We start from the raw sequence: 17,439 nt of genomic DNA on the forward strand, positions 1-17,439 counted from the left end.
CGCTATGACGAACCTGGTCCGCCGCGACGTTCTGAAGACGGGTGGCGTGACCGCGCTCGCGACGATCCTCCCCGCCGTGCCGATCGGTGCGGCGGGGACGGGCTCGGCCAGCCTACGCGAGATCGTGTCGCTGGCGACGGGGTGGCGGTTCCATCTCGGCCACGCGAGCGATCCGGCGAAGGATTTCGGGTTCGGGCGCTCGCATGACACCTACGCCAAGTCGGGCGATGTCGGCACGCCGGTTGCCGAGCCCAAGTTCGACGACAGCGCATGGACGGCAGTAACGCTGCCGCACGACTGGGCGGTCGACTTGCCGTTCGAAGAGTTCGGGCCGGCGGGGAGCGAGGCGGACCGGACCGGATCTTTCCAGGGGTTCAAGCCGGTCGGGCGGATGTGGCCGGCGACCAGCGTCGGCTGGTATCGCCGGGTGATTGCGTTGGCCAAGGCGGACGCGGGGCGGCGGTTGCTGCTCCAGTTCGATGGGGTCGCGCGCGATTGTCTCGTGATACTCAACGGCTTCGTCGTCGGCTCGACCGAGAGCGGGTATGCGCCGTTCGAGATCGACGTCACGGATTTCGCCAAGCCCGGCGAGGACAATGTGCTCGTCATCCGCTGCGACGTGAGCCTCGGCGAGGCGTGGTCGTACGAGGGGGCGGGGCTCTACCGCGACGTGCGGTTGGTGAAGACCGCGCCGGTGCATGTCCGGCGCTGGGGTGCCACGGTGCGCTGTTCCGTCGAGACCGGCGGCGCCACGGTCCGGGTTGCAACCGAGATCGCGAATGATGGCCCTGCGTGTGAGGCGCGGGTTCGATCGACGGTGATCGGTCCAGACGGGAAGAGCCTAGTGCTGTTCGCGGACCCGCTCGCGCTGCCGGCTTGGGGCGCGACGACCGCGACGCAGGAGACCCGCATCGTCGCGCCTGCGCTCTGGTCGCTGGAAATGCCGCATCTCTACACGCTGATCAGCGAGATCCTTGTCGACGGCACGCTGGTCGATCGCGACACGTCCACCTTCGGCATCCGCACGATCCGGTTCGACGCGAACCACGGGTTCTTCCTCAACGGCAAGCCGGTCAAGATCAAGGGCACCTGCAACCACCAGGATCATGCCGGGGTCGGCTTCGCGGTGCCCGACAGCCTGCACGTCTGGCGACTCGAACGGCTGAAGGCGATGGGCAGCAACGCCTATCGCTCCACGCATCATTCGCCGTCGCCCGCGATCCTCGACGCGTGCGACCGGATGGGCATCCTGATGATCGACGAGACGCGGCAGATGTCGAGCAATGCCGAGGGCCTGGGGCAGCTCGAACGGATGGTCCGGCAGGGGCGCAATCATCCGAGCATCGTCCTGTGGAGCATCGGCAACGAGGAGATCCACCGCGGCACCGAAACCGGCGCGCGGATCGCCGAGACGATGAAGCGCAAGGTCTACGAACTCGACGGGACGCGGCCGGTGACGGAGGCGTTCAACGGCAAGTTCGGCGAGGGGGCGTCGCGCGTGCTCGACGTGATGGGGTGCAATTACTACCTCGACGCGATCGATCCGTATCATGACGCGCATCCCGACATGCCGATGATCGGGACCGAGACGGGCAGCACGGTGATGACCCGCGGCGAATATGCGCGCGACGAAAAGGCCGGCTTCGTACCGGCGTACGACCGCGAATTCCCCAAATGGGCGACCACCGCGGAAAAATGGTGGAGTTTCTACGACGCGCGGCCGTTCCTGAGCGGCGGGTTCGTGTGGACCGGGTTCGACTATCGGGGCGAGCCGACCCCGTTCGAACGCTGGCCCGAGAACGTCTCGAACTTCGGCCAGATGGACCTGTGCGGCTTCCCCAAGGACAATTACTTTTACTACCGCGCGTGGTGGAGCGGCGAGCCGGTGCTGCACCTGTTCCCGCACTGGAATTGGGCGGGGCGCGAGGGCCAGCCGGTATCGGTGTGGGTGCACAGCAACTGCGAGGCGGTCGAACTGGTCCTGAACGGGCGGAGCCTCGGGCGGCAGGCGGTGGTGAAGAACAAACATCTCGAATGGCAGGTGCCCTATGCGGCGGGGCGGATCGAGGCGCACGGGTATCGCGGCGGCAAGCGCGTGATGCACGCGGTACGCGAGACGACCGGGGCGGCAGCGCGGATCGGGCTGTCGAGCGATCGGCGGCAACTGGCGCCGGGCGAGGTCGCGGTGGTGCGGGTCGCGATCCTCGATGCGAAACGCCGCGAGATGCCGACGGCGTCGGATCGCGTGACGTTCGCGCTGACAGGTGATGCCAAGCTGCTCGGCGTCGGCAATGGCGATCCGCGGAGTCTGGAGCCCGATCATGCGACGTCGCGCTCTGCGTTCAACGGCTTGTGCATGGCACTGGTGCAGGCGGGTGCGAAGGGCGGGCCGATCCGGCTCGAGGCGCGCGGTGACGGGCTGGTGCCGGCGATGCTGCCGTTGATCGGTCTGACCAAGGACATCTGATGCTGATACGTCGTTCGTCGCGGGCGCTTGCGCTAGTGTTGCTGTGTGCATCGGCGGCGGCGCACGCTGCACCAGACGAGGCCGCGTTTCGGCGCTCGATCGGCTTGCGGCGGGCGTGGCAGGATCTCACGCGCGACGTCGCGTGGCCGGCGCACTGGACGCCGGATGGGCGGCGCTTTTCGTATCGCAAGACGGTGGCGGGCGGGTTCGCGTTCGAGACGGTTGACGCGAAGACGCTCGCAAAGTCGGCCGCATTCGATACGGCGAAGCTTGCGGCGGCGCTGGGCGATGCGCGACACGAGGCGGTCGATCCGATGCACCTGCCGTTTGCCGATTTTGATTATGCAGAGGATGGCAAGGCGATCGCGTTCTCGCTCGACGAGACGCGCTGGCAGTGCGGGATCGTTGTGTATCGCTGCGAGGCGGCGGTCGATCGGAGCCGACCGCGCGGATTTGGCGTGGTGCGCGATATGTCGGTGCCGGCGGACAATAGTCCGAAGGTTTCGCCCGATGGGAATTGGACCGCGTTCGTACAGGGCGACAACCTTGTCGTGCGCAAGACCGGCGCCACCACGATCGTGCCGCTCAGCGTCGATGGAAGCGCGGGCGATTTTTACGATCCGGAGACGCTGCGCTGGTCGCCGGACAGTCGCTACATCATGATCCACCGCGTTCGTCCGGGGTATCAGCGGCACGTGCTGCGGGTCGAATCGTCGCCGCGAGACCAGCTCCAGCCGAAGTTGCAGAGCCAGCTCTACCCCAAGCCCGGCGACGCAATCGATCAGGAACGGCCGGTGCTGTTCGACGTCGCCACCCGGCGGCAGACGGTGATCGACGACGCGCTGTTTCCCAACCCGTATGAACTCTCTGCGCCGCGTTGGCGGAGTGACGGACGGAGCGTGGCGTTCGATTATGTCCGGCGCGGTTTCGGGCAGGCGCGGATCGTCGCGGTCGATGCGGAGACCGGCGTTGCGCACGCCGCGGTGACCGAGGATGCGAAGACCTTCGTGTTCGCCGACCGACGCTATGCGCACGAGGTGAACGGTCTCGGCGCCGAGATCGTCTGGGCGTCGGAGCGCGATGGCTGGAACCATCTGTACCTGATCGACGGTCGCACCGGGAAGGTGAAGAACCGGATCACGACTGGGGCCTGGGTCGTACGCGATGTCATCCAGGTCGACGATGCCAAGCGCCAGATCGTGTTTGCGGCGGGCGGAATGAATGCGGGCGAGGACCCGTATTTTCGCCACGTCTACCGGATCGATTTCGACGGTCGCCACCTGACCGCGCTGACGCCCGCAAAGGCGGATCACGACGCGCGGTTCTCGCCCGATGGGACGCTGTATGTCGACACCTATTCGCGCGTCGATCTGCCGACCATCAGCGAACTCCACCGGTCGAGCGACGGCGCGCTGGTCGCGACGATCACCAAGGGCGACGACAGCGCGTTGCGTGCAGCGGGGTCTCGGCCGCCCGAGGTGTTCGTCGCGAAGGGTCGTGATGGCAAGACCGACATCTGGGGCGTCGTCGTCCGCCCGCACGACTACGACCCGCGCAAGCGCTATCCGGTGATCGAGAACATCTATGCCGGGCCGCACGACAGTTTCGTGCCCAAGCAATATTGGCCGTTCGGCTATCATTCCGGCGGCGACAAGGTCATCGGGATGCAGGAGCAGGCCGATCTTGGTTTCATCGTCGTGCAGATCGACGGGATGGGGACCGCCAACCGCTCGAAGGCATTCCACGATGTCGCGTGGAAGAACCTCGCGGATTTGGGCTTTCCCGATCGTATCCTCTGGCACCGCGCGCTGGCGGCGAAGGACACGTCCTACGATATCGGCCGGGTCGGGATCTACGGCGCGTCGGCGGGTGGGCAGAGCACGCTCAACGCGCTGCTGTTCCACGGCGATTTCTACAAGGTCGGGGTGGCCTATGCGGGCTGCTACGACAACCGGATGGACAAGATCAGCTGGAACGAACAGTGGCTCGGCTGGCCGGTGGATGCGAGCTATGCCGCCGCATCGGGCGTCGATCATGCCGCGCAACTGACCGGCAAGCTGCTGATGATCGTCGGCGAGCAGGACAGCAACGTCGACCCCGCCTCGACGATGCAGGTGGCCGATGCGCTGATCCGTGCGGGGAAGGATTTCGAGTTGCTGGCGGTGCCGGGCGGCGAGCATAGCGTCGGGCGCTCGACCGGGCCGATCGACTATGTCGCGCGGCGGCAGTTCGGATTTTTCGTTCGGGAGCTGGCCGGGGAAGCCGTGCCGGAGTGGAATGGGGTCAAGTGAGGGCAGACTGAGATACATGCCCCTCAACGTCCCACCCCGGCGGAGGCCGGGGCCCAATTGGGGGACGTCGCTGACTGTGGACGGTCCTTCGTCACGGTGACCTTTCCAATTGGGCTCCGGCCTCCGCCGGGGTGGTGTTCTGACTATTGAGGTGACAGGCTAAGACTGATTGGTGCCGATCCCAGTGGGACGGTGTAGCCGCCGCGTTCGAACTGGGCTCCTGCCATCGTGTAAGACCGACCGGTCTTGGTCGTCGTCTCGACGAACACGCGTGCGGCTGGATTGATCTTCGTCGCCGCATCAAGCGTCAGCGTAATCGCCCCTGTCGCCGGCACATATGTCGCGCGCGATCTTTCCCGCCTCCAGCGTGATCCACAATCCGGCGGGGGCGATGAAGAGCCGCGTGCGGGCGCCGTCCTTCGGGGTGATACTGACCACGCCCGCCGTTTGGTCGACATTGCCGCCGAATCCGAGCCAGCCAAAGGTCGGGTCGTTCACCAGATAGCTCGCGGCGGTGATCGCGTGGCCGTAGAAGCCCATGCCGTAGTCGCCGCTATACGGGTCCCATTTCATCATGTCGGGCGCGGAGTGGAACGCGGCGGAGGTAAACCCGTCGCGGTCGATGTTGGTGATCCCGCCCATCATGCCGCCATAGGCGATCCGCAACAGCCGCAGGTCGGTCGGGTCGGCGCGGTAGGCGTCGAACAGCGGGACGGCGTTGAGCGTCGAGCCGTAATGGTGGAGCTGGCGTTCGATCCGCGGGTATTTGCCGCCGTAGAGAAAGTCCCAATAGCGGCGTGCATTGCCGTTATAGCCCCAGCTCGGGATCGTCGGGTCGTAGGCGAGGATCACTTTCCGCGTCACGTCGGCCTGCGGCTGGTAACCGAAATAGCGCATCCAGGCGTAGACCTCGGGCTGGCCGGTCGAATCCCAGGCCATCTCGCTGCCGAACGGATAGCGTAGCGTGCGCCAGTGATCGGCGCGCTGCTTCATCAGGCGTTCCATCTCGGTCGCCTCCGCGGTCAGGCCTTCGCGCTTCAGGTCCTTGAGGATGTCGACGAACACGTCGCCCTCCATGAGCCCGAACTGCGTGTAATAGGGCGCGTCGCGCATCATCGCGGTGGTGGTCTGATAGGCATGGTCGAGATACCAGCGCCACGGATGCGCGGTGACGAGGCCGGGGTGGTTGCGCGCGACGCGGTACAGCACCCAGTGGCCGATCGCGACGTGCGGGTAATTGTACGCGCGACCAAGATCGCCCGCGTCCTTCTTCGACCACGACGTCCAGGTCTTCCAGTCGACGGTCGGGTCGTAATAGCCGGGATGCGCGGCGGGGTCGTAATAGAACAGGCTCTTCCGCACCGCGCCGGCATGCGGGCCGTCCGGGACTTGCAGGTCGCCCTGGATCGTCTCGTCGACGAGGCGTTGCAGCTTGGCGATCTCGGTGGGGTCGGGGTTGTCGAGCTGTTTCGAAATCGCCGCGACCCAGCTGCCCGCGCCGCCTTCGTCGCTCATGCCCGAGATCCAGACACGTGGGTCCTGCGTCACGACTTTACCGGCCTCGCGGTCATAGGTGAGGATCGCGGGGTTGCGGCCGAACGGGTCGGCCTTGTCCTCGTACCATTGCTGGGTAGTCGAGAAGCGGCCGAGGTCGGCCATCGTCTGGTCGAGCGGCTTGGTGATGTAATAGCTGACCGTCTGGACGCTGCCGTCGGCGTAGGTGATGGCGAGGCTCGCGCGGCCCCAGCCCTTGCTGCGGACGGTGTAGCGGGCCCAGCCTTTCGCCCCGGCGGTGACGGTCGCGGTGAGTGCGCCAGCGGGGAAGCTCTCGACCTTGGCGATCGGTTGCGGCGTCTTGAGGAACAGCGAGGCGTCCTGGTCGGTCGGAACGACGTAGCCGGGGATGCCGACCGCGACGGGGCGGTGGTTCGCGACGAGCGTGTCCTCGATGGCCGCGATCGACGGCGCGGTGACGAAGCGGACGCCGATCGTGCGCGCCGCGCCGGGGGCAAGCGTGAAGCTGGTAGGCGTGTTCCATTGCTCGCCCGCCTTCGCCCATTCCTTCTCCGCGAAGGCTTTGCTGGCGACGGTCCAGTCGTAGAAGCCTTCGGAGGTCTGGCCGCGCTTGCTGCGGTCGGTGAAGATGTCGCCCTTGGGCGCCTTGGCGGCTTCGAGGATCGGGCGGTAGGCTTCGAGCGGCGTGCGCTTTTCGGGGAGCACGAGCAGCGCCGGACCCGCGCCGTTGAGCCGGGTGACCTGGAGGTAGCCGGCGTCGCGGCCGAAATACGGATCGACGAAGCTCGCCTGCGCATGCGCCTGTTCGAGGCTGCGGTCGGTGATGATATTGTCGAACACCATCGGCAGCCCAAGCGCGCCGATCTCCACCGGGGCGGTCGTGGTGTTGGTCAGCGTGAAGCGGAGCGCGAGGACGCCGTGGTCGTCGATCCAGCGACGCTCGACACGCAACGGGCTAGCGGTCCCGAGGGAGGCGGTGATGTCGGCGGCGGCCAGCGTCGCGCCGGTCGCGGGCAGGCGGCGGATCGCCTTGCGGTGTTGTGCGGAGGCGAAGTCGGTCCAGGCGTTACCGGATTGCCGCACGCGGAGGTGGATGTCGCCGATATGGACATAGCCGTCCCCAGCGCGCTCGGCTTCGCGGGCGCCGGGGACGAAGTCGAAGCCGGGCTCTGCGGCGGGGGATAGCCGGGCGAGCGTCTGCGTGTCGGTGCGCAGTGCGACGCGGAAGGCGGGGGTGCGAAGCGCGGTCTGCGCAATCGGTCGATAGCTTGGCTTGGCGGGCTTGGCAGGCTTAGGTTGCGCATACCCGGGCAGCGTCGCGGTGCCGATCAAGAGGAGCGCGAGGAGGGGGCGGAATGCGGTCATGAATGGCTCGCTCGGGCTCGACGGTGGGTGCGAAATGACGCTTGCGCCACTTCCCTGTACGTATAGTATACGATATCCGAATGGAGATAAAGATGTTCGCAAACCGCCGGGATGTATTGATGGGGACGACCGCGGTGGCGCTGTTGTCGGTGGGCGAACAGGCGTTTGGCAAGGGGGCGTCGACCTCACTCCCGACCAAGGCCAAGCCTTTGCCGTTGTCGACGGTGCGCTTGCTCCCGTCCGCCTACGCGACCGCGGTCGAGGTCAATCGCGCGTATCTGCTGCGGTTGAGCGCGGATCGGTTGCTGCATAACTTCATGGTCTATGCCGGGCTGCCTGCAAAGGCGCCGCTCTATGGCGGGTGGGAAAGCGACACGATCGCCGGGCATACGCTCGGTCATTATCTGACCGCGCTGGTGCTGATGCACGCACAGACCGGTGATACCGAGTGTCGCGCGCGCGCCGATTACATCGTCGCCGAGCTGGCGCGGGCGCAGGCGAAGCGCGGCACCGGTTATGTCGGCGCGCTGGGGCGCAAGCGGAAGGACGGGACGATCGTCGACGGCGAGGAGATCTTCCCCGAGGTGATGCGCGGCGAGATCAAGTCGGGCGGGTTCGATCTCAACGGCTCGTGGTCGCCGCTCTATACGGTGCACAAGGTGTTCGCGGGGCTGCTCGATGTGCACGCCGCGTGGGGCAACACGCAGGCGCTTGGCGTCGCGACGGGACTCGCGACGTATTTCGCGAAAGTGTTCGCGGCGCTCGACGATGCGCAGATGCAGACGCTGCTCGGGTGCGAATATGGCGGGTTGAACGAGAGCTATGCCGAGCTGTCCGCGCGCACCGGGAACAAGCAATGGCTCGACGTCGCGGAGCGGCTGTACGACCGGAAGATGCTCGATCCGATGGTCGCGGGTGAGGACAAGCTGGCCAACTTCCATGCCAATACGCAGGTGCCGAAGCTGGTCGGGCTGGCGCGGATCCACGAACTGAACGGCAAACCCGCACCTGCGAACGCCGCGCGGTTCTTCTGGACGACCGTCACGCAGCATCACAGCTATGTGATCGGCGGCAATGCCGACCGCGAGTATTTCTCCGGCCCCGACAGCATCGCCAACCACATCACCGAGCAGACCTGCGAGCATTGCAACAGCTACAACATGCTGAAGCTGACGCAGCAGCTCTATGGTTGGGCACCGGACGGCGCGATGTTCGACTATTACGAGCGCGCGCATCTGAACCACATCATGGCGGCGCAGGACCCGAAGACTGCCGGCTTCACCTATATGACGCCGCTGATGACGGGCACCGCGCGCGAATATTCGACGCCGAAGGACGACGCGTTCTGGTGCTGCGTCGGTACGGGGATGGAGAGCCATGCCAAGCACGGCGAGGCGATCTTCTGGGAGGGCGGCGATACGCTGCTGGTCAATCTCTACATCCCGGCGGAGGCGCAGTGGCGTGCGCGCGGTGCGGTGCTGACGCTCGATACGCGCTATCCGTTCGAGCCGGAATCGCGGGTGACGCTGACGAAGCTGGCAAGGCCGGGGCGGTTTCCTATCGCGCTGCGCGTGCCGGGCTGGGCGAACGGGCGCGCGACGGTGACGGTCAACGGCGCGGCGGTCGAGCCGGTGCTGGCGAAGGGCTATGCGATCGTCGAGCGGCGGTGGAAGGCGGGGGATGTCGTCGCGATTACCGTGCCGCTCGACCTGCGGCTGGAGAGTGCACCAGGCGACGTCGATACGGTCGCGGTGCTCCGCGGGCCGATGGTGATGGCCGCCGATCTCGGCTCGACCGAGGCGAAATGGGAGCAGGCCGATCCGGCGATGGTCGGCGCGCATCTGCTCGCCGCGTTCACGCCGACGGCTGGCGCCGGGGCACGTTACGCTACGAAGGGGATCATCCGGCCCGCCGACCTCAATTTCGTGCCGTTCTACAGCCAGTATGACCGGCGTAGCGCGGTGTATTTCAAGCGCTTTAGCGAGGCCGCGTGGAAGACCGAGGAAGCGGCGTTCCTGACCGAGCAGGCGCGGCTGAAGGATCTCGCCGCGCGGTCGGTCGACGTGATGCACCTCGGCGAGATGCAGCCCGAGCGCGATCATGCACTGACGTCGGAAATCTCGTATCCGGTCAGCTATCGCGGGCGGAATGGGCGCGATGCGAGGTCGGGCGGCTATTTCGAGTTCGCGATGAAGACGCGGCCGGGGCCGCTGGTGGTGCAGGCGACCTATTGGGGCGAAGAGCGCGCGCGATTTCGACATCCTCGTGGATAATGTGAAGGTGGCGACGCAGCATCTGGAGGCGGATCAGCCGGGCAAGTTCTTCGATGTTGATTACCCGCTGCCGATCGGGCTGACCAAGGGCAAGGCGAACGTGAAGGTGCGGTTTGTACCGCATGATCGGTCGTCGGCGGGGCCGGTGTTCGGGGTACGAATGGTCGCTGCCAAGCCGGGCGCAACCGCATGAGCGAAGATGTACCAATGACGCTCGACGAGGTGCGGGGGCTTGCGCGAAAAGTCCTGCTCGGGGCTGGCCTGTCGCGTCCGCATGCCGAGGCTGTAGCGGAAACGATGGTCTCGGGCGAGCGCGACGGTTGCGCGAGCCACGGCATCTACCGGCTGCTGGTCGCGGCGAACAGCATCGCCAAGGGTGTCGTCGCGCTCGATGCCGAGCCGGTGGTGAGCGAGCCGGCGCGCGCCCTCGTGCAGGTAGATGGCGGCGGCGGGTTCGCGCAACTCGCGTTCGAGCGGGGCCGGCAACGGTTGGCGGAGAAGGCGCGCGCGTATGGGATCGCCGCGATGGCGCTGAACAACGTGGTGCATTTCGCGGCGTTGTGGCCGGAGGTCGAGGCGCTGGCGGAGGACGGGCTCGTCGCGCTCGCGGTCACGCCGAGCCATGCCTGGGTTGCGCCAGCGGGGGCACCGAACCCGTGTTCGGGACCAACCCGATCGCGTTCGGCTGGCCGCGGCCAGGCCGCGAACCGTTCGTGTTCGACTTCGCGACGAGTGCGGTCGCGCGCGGTGAGATCGAGCTGCATCGGCGTGCGGGGAAGGCGGTGCCCGACGACTGGGGCTATGATGCGGACGGGCAGCCGACCACCGACGCGGCGGCGGTGCTGAACGGTGCGATGCGGACGTTCGGCGGGCACAAGGGGTCGGCGCTGGCGGCGATGGTCGAGCTGCTCGCCGGGCCGTTGATCGGCGACATGACCAGCCGGGAGTCGCTTGAGGCTGACGCGGCGCGCGGTGGGTCGCCGATCGGCGGTGAACTGATCATCGCGATCGATCCGGTCGGGTTCCTCGGCGATGCGGTCGCCGAGCACCTCGCCCGCGCTGAGGCGATGTTCGGGGCGATCGAGGGGCAGGGTGCTCGATTGCCTTCGCAACGGCGGTACGCGGCGCGGGCGCGGAGTGTGACCGAGGGTGTGGTGATACCCGCAGCCCTGTACCGCGACATCATGGCGCTGGTTCCAGGAGAATGACGATGAAGGCTTTGATCCTGTTGCTCGCGCTGGGCTCGACGGCGGTGGGGGCGGTGCCTCCAAAAACTCCGAAATCGGCCGTGGCGACGTCGGCGGATGCGCGGTTCAAGGCGCTCTACACGGCGGAATATGCGTGGCGGCAGCTCCAGTTCGCACAGGGCGAGGACAATCCGACCGCTGCACCGCGCCTGCCCGATGTCGGCCCGAAGGCGCAGGCGGAGCGCCTCGCACGCTGGACCGATGTGTCGCGGCAACTCGCGGCGATCGCGCCGGCCAGTCTGTCGCCGGCCAACCGCATCAACTACGCGGTCTATGCGCAGCAGATCGACGCGTTGCTCGCCGAGCAACGCTTTCGCGATTACGAGAAGCCGCTCACTGCCGACACGAGCTTCTGGGGTGACGTGGCGGAGAGTTCGCGCGGCAATTTCAAGTCGGTAAAGGACTATCGCGACTATATCGCGGTAATGCGCCAGATCCCGCGCTATTTCGATCAGCAGACCGGCAACATGCGCGCCGGGCTCGCGCGCGGGTTCACCCCGGCGCGGGTGACTCTGACGGGGCGTGACAATGGTGTCGCGCAGGTGGCCGAAGCGAAGACGCCGCAGGAGTCGCCGTTCTACGAACCGTTCAAGAGCTTCCCGTCGACGATCCCGGCTGCCGATCAGGCCGCGCTCAGGGCCGAGGGCGCGGCGGCGATCTCGCAGTCGGTCGCACCGGCCTATGCGACGCTGCTGAAGTTTCTGCGCACCGAGTATATTCCGCACGCTCGCGAGGGGCTGGCGGCGTACGACCTGCCCGACGGCAAGGCCTATTATTTGTCGAAGGTCCGCGAATATACCACGCAGGACATCACGCCCGAACAGATCCACGCGCTCGGGCTCGCGGAGATCGCCAAGATTCGCGGCCGGATGGACGGCGTGATGCGGAGCGTGAAGTTCCAGGGCGACCTGCAGGCGTTCTTCAATCACCTGCGCACCGATCCGCAATTCTATCCCAAGATGCCGAACGAGCTGCTCTACCGCGCGGCGTGGATCGCCAAGACGTTCGACGGCAAGGCGTCGTCGTGGTTCGGACATCTCCCGCGCAGCCGGTTCGCGATCAAGCCGGTGCCAGCGGACATCGCGCCGTTCTACACCGGCGGGCGCGGCGGGCCGGGGATCTATCTGGTCAACACCTACGACCTGCCGTCGCGGCCGTTCTATTCGCAGGTCGCGCTGACGCTGCACGAAAGCGCGCCCGGCCACGCGTTCCAGATGCCGCTCGCGTCCGAGAACAAGAGCCTGCCGGCGTTCCGGCGCGACACGTATCTGTCGGTCTATGGCGAGGGCTGGGCGCTGTATTGCGAGACGCTCGGCGAGGACATGGGGATGTACGAGACGCCGTACGACCTGTTCGGGATGCTGAGCTACCAGGCCTGGCGCGCGGCGCGGCTGGTGGTCGACACCGGCATCCATGCCAAGGGCTGGAGCCGGAAGCAGGCGCAGGACTATCTGCACGACAACACCGCGCTGTCGAACCACGAGATCGAAACCGAGGTCGACCGCTACATAGCGTGGCCGGGGCAGGCGCTGTCCTATTACATGGGGCAGATCGCGTTCCAGGCTGCGCGGAAGAAGGCGCAGACCGCGCTGGGGGCGAAGTTCAACATCCGCGCGTTCCACGATGCAATGCTGGAGATGGGATCGGTGCCGGTGCCGGTGATCGAGGCGCGTACGGATGAGCTGATCGCGGCGGGTGGCAAGGGGCCGTATCCCGACGAGGAGTGAGGGCGGGCTCCCCATCGTCCCCGCGCTGTCACCCCCCGTCATCCCAGCGAAAGCTGGGATCCAGAGCCACGAACGCTGGCTTGCGTGGCTCTGGATCCTGAGTCGAGCCCAGGATGATGGAGAGCGGGGTATCCTGCGTTAGCCGAACGGGCGGTCGATCGAGGGCTGCGGTTCGGTGAACCAGGCGGCGCCGGTGTCGGTGACGTGGAAATGATCCTCTAGGCGAATGCCGAAGCGGTCCGGCACGACGATCATTGGCTCGTTCGAGAAGCACATCCCCGGAGCCAGCGGCGTGCGGTCGCCGCGAACGAGATAGGCGGGTTCGTGGATCGACAGGCCGATGCCGTGGCCGGTGCGGTGCGGCAGGCCGGGGAGGCGGTAGTCGGGGCCGAGCCCGGCTTTCTCCAGCACCGCGCGGGCGGCGGCGTCGATCGCCTCGCACGGCACGCCCGGCTGGACCGCGGCGAACGCGGCGGCTTGCGCCTCGTGTTCGATGTCCCAGATCGCGCGCGCTTCGTCGCCGACGTTGCCGAACGCATAGGTCCGCGTGATGTCGGAGTGATAGCCCTCGACCTGGCAGCCGGTGTCGATCAGCACGAGCTGGTCCTCCTCCAGCAGCTGATCGCCAGGCAGGCCGTGCGGGAACGCGGTCGCGTGGCCGAACTGCACCGCGCAGAAATACGAGCCCGACGAGCCGATCGCACGGTGCGCGTCGTCGATGAAACGGATGACCGCGCTGGCGGCGATACCGAGGTGGAGGATACGCGCGGCGCGGCGCTGGATGTCGAGCGTCATCGCCTTGGCTTGGGCGAGCAAGGCGATTTCGGCGGGACTTTTGATCATCCGGCACGCGTCAATGACCGAGGCACCGTCGGCAACATCGAGTCCGGTGGCGGCGAGCGCGCTGGCCATGCCATAGGGCAGTTGCGGGTCGAGCAGCAGGCGGCCGTTTACGGCATCGGCGACCAGCGCATACGGGCTCTCGTCCTCTTCCCAGAGACGAAGATCGGCGTCGATCTCGACCGCGGCCTCCAGCGAGCCCTGTTCGAACCGCGGACAGATCAGGATCGGCTGGCCCTTCACCGGCAGCAGCAACGCCACCAGCCGCTCGGTCGCACCCCAAGGGATACCCGCGAAATAGCGCAGGCTCGCACCCGCGCCGATCAGCAGCGCATTGGCGCCCGCCGCCTCGGTCAACGCGCGCGCCTTGTCGAGACGCGCAGTTCGCTCCGCTAGGGTGATGCGCGGCGCGCGGTCTGCCCAAGGAGCGATGGTCGCGAGTTCGTCGGCTATCGAAGATCCGCCGATGGTCATGCGTGAGGTCCTTTTTGCCGAAACGGTCGAGGTCGAACGGCGCGAGCGGCACCGCCGGAGTTTCTCCTGCCAACATCGCCGCGACGAGCATCGCGGTCACCGGCGCGAGCGTCAGCCCGAGATGTTGATGACCGAACGCATAAGCGAGATTGGCGTGGCGCGTCGAGCGGCCGATCGCGGGGAGATAGTCGGGCAGCGTCGGCCTGGCCCCGATCCAACGTGTGAACGGCCCCTCGATCGGCAGGCCGAGCGACCGGACGTGATGCTCCAGCCGGTCCCACTTGCGCGGATCGGGCGGGCCGTCGGGATCGCCGAGTTCGACGAAGCTCGCCGCCTGCACGCACGCGTCATAGCGCGTGACGATCATCGAGCGATCCTCGAACACCACCGGCGGCAGGTCGGCGGGCCAGCCCTCGGCGCGCGCGGATATGATAGCCGCGCTCGGCGATCATCGGCACGCGGTATCCGAGCGGTTCGAGCAGCGCGCGAGACCGGACGCCAGCGGTTACCAGCACCTGATCGACATCATGTCCGACGATAACGATCCGATCGGCGTCTTCCGCCAATCGCACCGCCTGGCGGACGATCCGGCCACCCCGGGCTTCGGTCGCTGCCTCGAGCGTCGTTGCGAGTGCGCGCAAGTCAGTAATCTGGCCGCTACCGGTAAAGCGGATCGCGCCGCCGACGGGATCGGCGAGGAAGCCGAGCCGGTCCAGCAAGGCGGGCTCGGCATCGACGATCCGCGCCGTTCCGATCGCGGTTCGCGACCAGCGCTGCCGGCCGGTTTGTGCGCTCGCGGACGAATCCCAGACGACGATGTGCCCGTCCTCGCGCAGTAGATCGGGGGTGCCGAGCGCTCCGACCAGATCACGCCACGCTGGCATCGCGCCGGCGAGCAAGGGGGTCAGCGCGGCCGTTCCTGCCGCGAACTTCGCCGGTGTCGACGCTGCGGTTAGCCGAGCGGCGAACGGCAGCCATTGCGCTGCCATCGACGGCGGCAGCGCGAGCGCACCACCCGCGCTGAACATTCGCTTCGGCACCGATCGCAGCGCGGCGGGGGAGGCGAGCGGCTCGACCTGTTCGACCGCGATGTGCCCGGCATTGCCCCAGGATGCGGCGTTGTAATCGGTGTCGCGTTCGAACACACTCACGCCATACCCGCGATCGAGCAGCGCGACGGCGCAACTGAGGCCGACTACGCCGCCTCCCACGATGCCGATCGTTTTCAACCCATTTCTCCTGTTGCACCGCACCCATCGATTTCGTATACGGTATATATATTGAAACGCAGGAAGGTCGATACCGAATGTCTGTCGAATGGAAGGGCGTATTTCCGGCCGTAACGACGCAGATCCGCGAGGACATGAGCGTCGACCTCGCCGACACGCAGCGCGTCGTCGACGACCTGATCCGCGACGGTGTGACCGGCGTGATCGCGCTTGGCACGGTCGGCGAGAATAACTCGTTCGACTATGATGAAAAGGTCGAAGTGCTGACTGCGATCGTCGAGGCGGTCGATGGCCGCGTGCCGGTCATCACCGGCGTCTCGGAATACGACACGCGGCGCGCCGTTCGGTATGCGCAGGCCGCCGAAAAGGCCGGCGCGGACGGCCTGATGCTGTTGCCGCCGATGGTCTATGTGCCCAAGCCGCATGAGCTCGTCGCGCATTTCAAGGGCGTGGCGGAGCAGGTCGGCCTGCCGATCATGCTCTATAACAACCCGCCAGCGTATCGCACGCTGATCGACAACGACGTGCTCGCCGCGCTGGTCGATGTCGCGAACATCGTCGCGGTCAAGGAATCGGCGCCCGACACGCGGCGCTTCACCGACGTGAAGACTGCGTTCGGGGATCGCTACGTGCTGTTCGCCGGGCTCGACGACGTCGCGCTCGAGGGGCTGTATCTGGGTGCGCAGGGCTGGGTCTCGGGGCTTACCAATGCATTCCCGCGGGAATCGGTCGAGCTGGTCAACGCGTTCGCGCGCGGCGATCACGCCAAGGCTATGGAGATCTATCGCTGGTTCATGCCGCTGCTCCACCTCGATGCCGAGCATGACCTGGTGCAGTCGATCAAGCTGGCCGAGCAGGTCATGGGGCGCGGCTCCGAGCGCGTCCTGCCGCCACGCTATCCGCTGATCGGCGAACGCCGTGCCGAGGTGATCGCGATGGTCGAGAGGGCGGCGGCAACGCGCCCGACGCTCTCGAACTGATGCGCCACACCTTCTTCTGCATCGACGGCCACACTGCCGGCAATCCGGTCCGCCTCGTCGCGGGCGGGGCACCGTTGCTCAAGGGCGCGTCGATGTCGGAGCGGCGGCAGGATTTCATGACCCGGTTCGACTGGATCCGTACCGGGCTCTGCTTCGAGCCGCGCGGGCACGACATGATGTCGGGCGGGTTCCTCTATCCGCCGACGCGCGACGATACCGACATCGGCATCCTGTTCATCGAGACGAGCGGGTGCCTGCCGATGTGTGGGCACGGCACGATCGGAATGGTGACGTTCGGGCTCGAACACGGGCTGATCCAGCCGGCCGTACCGGGCCGGTTGCGGATCGAGGTGCCCGCGGGCGTGATCGACGTGGCCTACGAGACCGAGGGCGCGAAAGTGACGTCGGTGCGGATCACTAACGTCCCGGCGTATGTCGCGGCGCGCGGGATCGCGGTGGATGTCGAGGGGATCGGTCCGCTCAGCATCGACGTCGCCTATGGCGGCAATTACTACGCGATCGTCGAGCCGCAGGGGCGCTATACCGGGCTCGACGACCTCGGCGCGGCGGAGATCATTGCGCTCAGCGGTCGCGTTCGCGAGGCCGTACGGGCACAGTTCGAGCCGGTTCATCCACTCGATCCGACGATCCGCGGCGTCAGCCACGTGCTGTGGGCCGATGTGCCACGCGGAGACGGCGCCGATGGCCGCAACGCGGTATTCTACGGCGACAAGGCGATCGACCGCAGCCCGTGCGGCACCGGCACGTCGGCTCGGCTCGCGCATCTGGCGGACAAAGGCCGCTTGGCGGTCGGCGACCGGTTCGTCCACGAAAGCTATATCGGCAGCCGCTTCATCGGCCGCGTCGAGGCGGAAACGTCGCTCGGCGACACCCCCGCGATCATCCCGTCGATCGAGGGATCGGCGATCGCGACCGGGTTCAACACGATCTGGATCGATCGCGACGATCGTTTCTGGAACGGTTTCCAAGTTTCATGACATTTCGGCTATGCTGGTGCGGTCTTCCCGTTT

At 66.7% G+C, this 17,439-nt stretch carries 10 protein-coding genes and 2 pseudogenes; 8 read left to right on the forward strand and 4 right to left on the reverse strand.

The window, feature by feature from the left end; all coding sequences use genetic code 11:
* The first annotated feature begins 4 nt into the window (after nucleotides 1-4).
* A complete protein-coding gene (gene galA / locus QP181_RS00575; RefSeq protein WP_333927238.1) occupies nucleotides 5-2,467 on the forward strand; it encodes a beta-galactosidase GalA in 2,463 nt (820 codons plus the stop codon).
* Entirely contained in the window at nucleotides 2,467-4,758 is a 2,292-nt protein-coding gene (locus QP181_RS00580; protein ID WP_333927239.1) for a DPP IV N-terminal domain-containing protein, read from the forward strand. The genes galA and QP181_RS00580 overlap by 1 nt, the downstream gene beginning before the upstream one ends.
* Nucleotides 4,759-5,058: 300 nt before the next feature.
* Here the strand turns inward: QP181_RS00580 and QP181_RS00585 are convergent, their stop codons facing one another.
* Nucleotides 5,059-7,638 (reverse strand): DUF5695 domain-containing protein, encoded by a 2,580-nt coding sequence (locus tag QP181_RS00585; RefSeq protein ID WP_333927240.1) that lies wholly within the window; start codon nucleotides 7,636-7,638, stop codon nucleotides 5,059-5,061.
* A gap of 92 nt (nucleotides 7,639-7,730) precedes the next feature.
* On the opposite strand from QP181_RS00585, the gene QP181_RS00590 reads away from it, so the two are divergent.
* The 4 genes and pseudogenes from QP181_RS00590 to QP181_RS00605 all read left to right on the forward strand — a co-directional run bounded on the left by QP181_RS00590 (nucleotide 7,731) and on the right by QP181_RS00605 (nucleotide 12,885).
* Entirely contained in the window at nucleotides 7,731-9,911 is a 2,181-nt protein-coding gene (locus QP181_RS00590) for a beta-L-arabinofuranosidase domain-containing protein (protein WP_333927241.1), read from the forward strand.
* Nucleotides 9,904-10,104, forward strand: coding sequence for a hypothetical protein (locus QP181_RS00595; RefSeq protein ID WP_333927242.1), 201 nt, complete (start codon nucleotides 9,904-9,906; stop codon nucleotides 10,102-10,104). The genes QP181_RS00590 and QP181_RS00595 overlap by 8 nt, the downstream gene beginning before the upstream one ends.
* Nucleotides 10,101-11,119, forward strand: a pseudogene (locus tag QP181_RS00600) (Ldh family oxidoreductase). Before QP181_RS00595 ends, QP181_RS00600 begins: the two are co-directional and overlap by 4 nt.
* The gene (locus tag QP181_RS00605; RefSeq protein ID WP_443027499.1) at nucleotides 11,116-12,885 is read left to right on the forward strand and encodes a DUF885 domain-containing protein; all 1,770 of its coding nucleotides are present in this window, start codon (nucleotides 11,116-11,118) and stop codon (nucleotides 12,883-12,885) included. The pseudogene QP181_RS00600 and the gene QP181_RS00605 overlap by 4 nt, the downstream one beginning before the upstream one ends.
* Before the next feature lie 138 nt (nucleotides 12,886-13,023).
* On the opposite strand, the gene QP181_RS00610 is transcribed toward QP181_RS00605, so the two are convergent.
* The 3 genes and pseudogenes from QP181_RS00610 to QP181_RS00615 all read right to left on the reverse strand — a co-directional run bounded on the left by QP181_RS00610 (nucleotide 13,024) and on the right by QP181_RS00615 (nucleotide 15,428).
* Entirely contained in the window at nucleotides 13,024-14,199 is a 1,176-nt protein-coding gene (locus tag QP181_RS00610) for a M24 family metallopeptidase (RefSeq protein WP_333927244.1), read from the reverse strand.
* Between the two features lie 133 nt (nucleotides 14,200-14,332).
* Nucleotides 14,333-14,566, reverse strand: a pseudogene (locus QP181_RS20210) (FAD-dependent oxidoreductase); the annotation flags it as partial.
* The gene (locus QP181_RS00615; protein WP_522731688.1) at nucleotides 14,547-15,428 is read right to left on the reverse strand and encodes an NAD(P)/FAD-dependent oxidoreductase; all 882 of its coding nucleotides are present in this window, start codon (nucleotides 15,426-15,428) and stop codon (nucleotides 14,547-14,549) included. The gene QP181_RS00615 and the pseudogene QP181_RS20210, both read right to left, overlap by 20 nt.
* Before the next feature lie 77 nt (nucleotides 15,429-15,505).
* On the opposite strand from QP181_RS00615, the gene QP181_RS00620 reads away from it, so the two are divergent.
* Together QP181_RS00620 and QP181_RS00625 are read left to right on the forward strand one after the other, a co-directional pair.
* Nucleotides 15,506-16,408: a dihydrodipicolinate synthase family protein gene (locus QP181_RS00620; RefSeq protein ID WP_333927245.1), complete on the forward strand. Its 903-nt coding sequence runs from the start codon at nucleotides 15,506-15,508 to the stop codon at nucleotides 16,406-16,408.
* Nucleotides 16,408-17,406 (forward strand): 4-hydroxyproline epimerase, encoded by a 999-nt coding sequence (locus tag QP181_RS00625; RefSeq protein WP_333927246.1) that lies wholly within the window; start codon nucleotides 16,408-16,410, stop codon nucleotides 17,404-17,406. Before QP181_RS00620 ends, QP181_RS00625 begins: the two co-directional genes overlap by 1 nt.
* Nucleotides 17,407-17,439: the final 33 nt, after the last annotated feature.

Origin of the sequence: Sphingomonas sp. LR55 (assembly GCF_036856015.1) — a bacterium.
Lineage (GTDB): Bacteria > Pseudomonadota > Alphaproteobacteria > Sphingomonadales > Sphingomonadaceae > Sphingomonas.

What these genes read in the sequence shown, in the direction of transcription:
- QP181_RS00620 (WP_333927245.1), top strand. Translation starts at nt 15,506, where the DNA reads ATGTCTGTCGAATGGAAGGGCGTATTTCCGGCCGTAACGACGCAGATC.
- QP181_RS00580 (WP_333927239.1), top strand. Translation starts at nt 2,467, where the DNA reads ATGCTGATACGTCGTTCGTCGCGGGCGCTTGCGCTAGTGTTGCTGTGT.
- QP181_RS00585 (WP_333927240.1), bottom strand. Translation starts at nt 7,638, where the DNA reads ATGACCGCATTCCGCCCCCTCCTCGCGCTCCTCTTGATCGGCACCGCG.
- QP181_RS00590 (WP_333927241.1), top strand. Translation starts at nt 7,731, where the DNA reads ATGTTCGCAAACCGCCGGGATGTATTGATGGGGACGACCGCGGTGGCG.
- galA (WP_333927238.1), top strand. Translation starts at nt 5, where the DNA reads ATGACGAACCTGGTCCGCCGCGACGTTCTGAAGACGGGTGGCGTGACC.
- QP181_RS00610 (WP_333927244.1), bottom strand. Translation starts at nt 14,199, where the DNA reads ATGACCATCGGCGGATCTTCGATAGCCGACGAACTCGCGACCATCGCT.
- QP181_RS00605 (WP_443027499.1), top strand. Translation starts at nt 11,116, where the DNA reads ATGACGATGAAGGCTTTGATCCTGTTGCTCGCGCTGGGCTCGACGGCG.
- QP181_RS00625 (WP_333927246.1), top strand. Translation starts at nt 16,408, where the DNA reads ATGCGCCACACCTTCTTCTGCATCGACGGCCACACTGCCGGCAATCCG.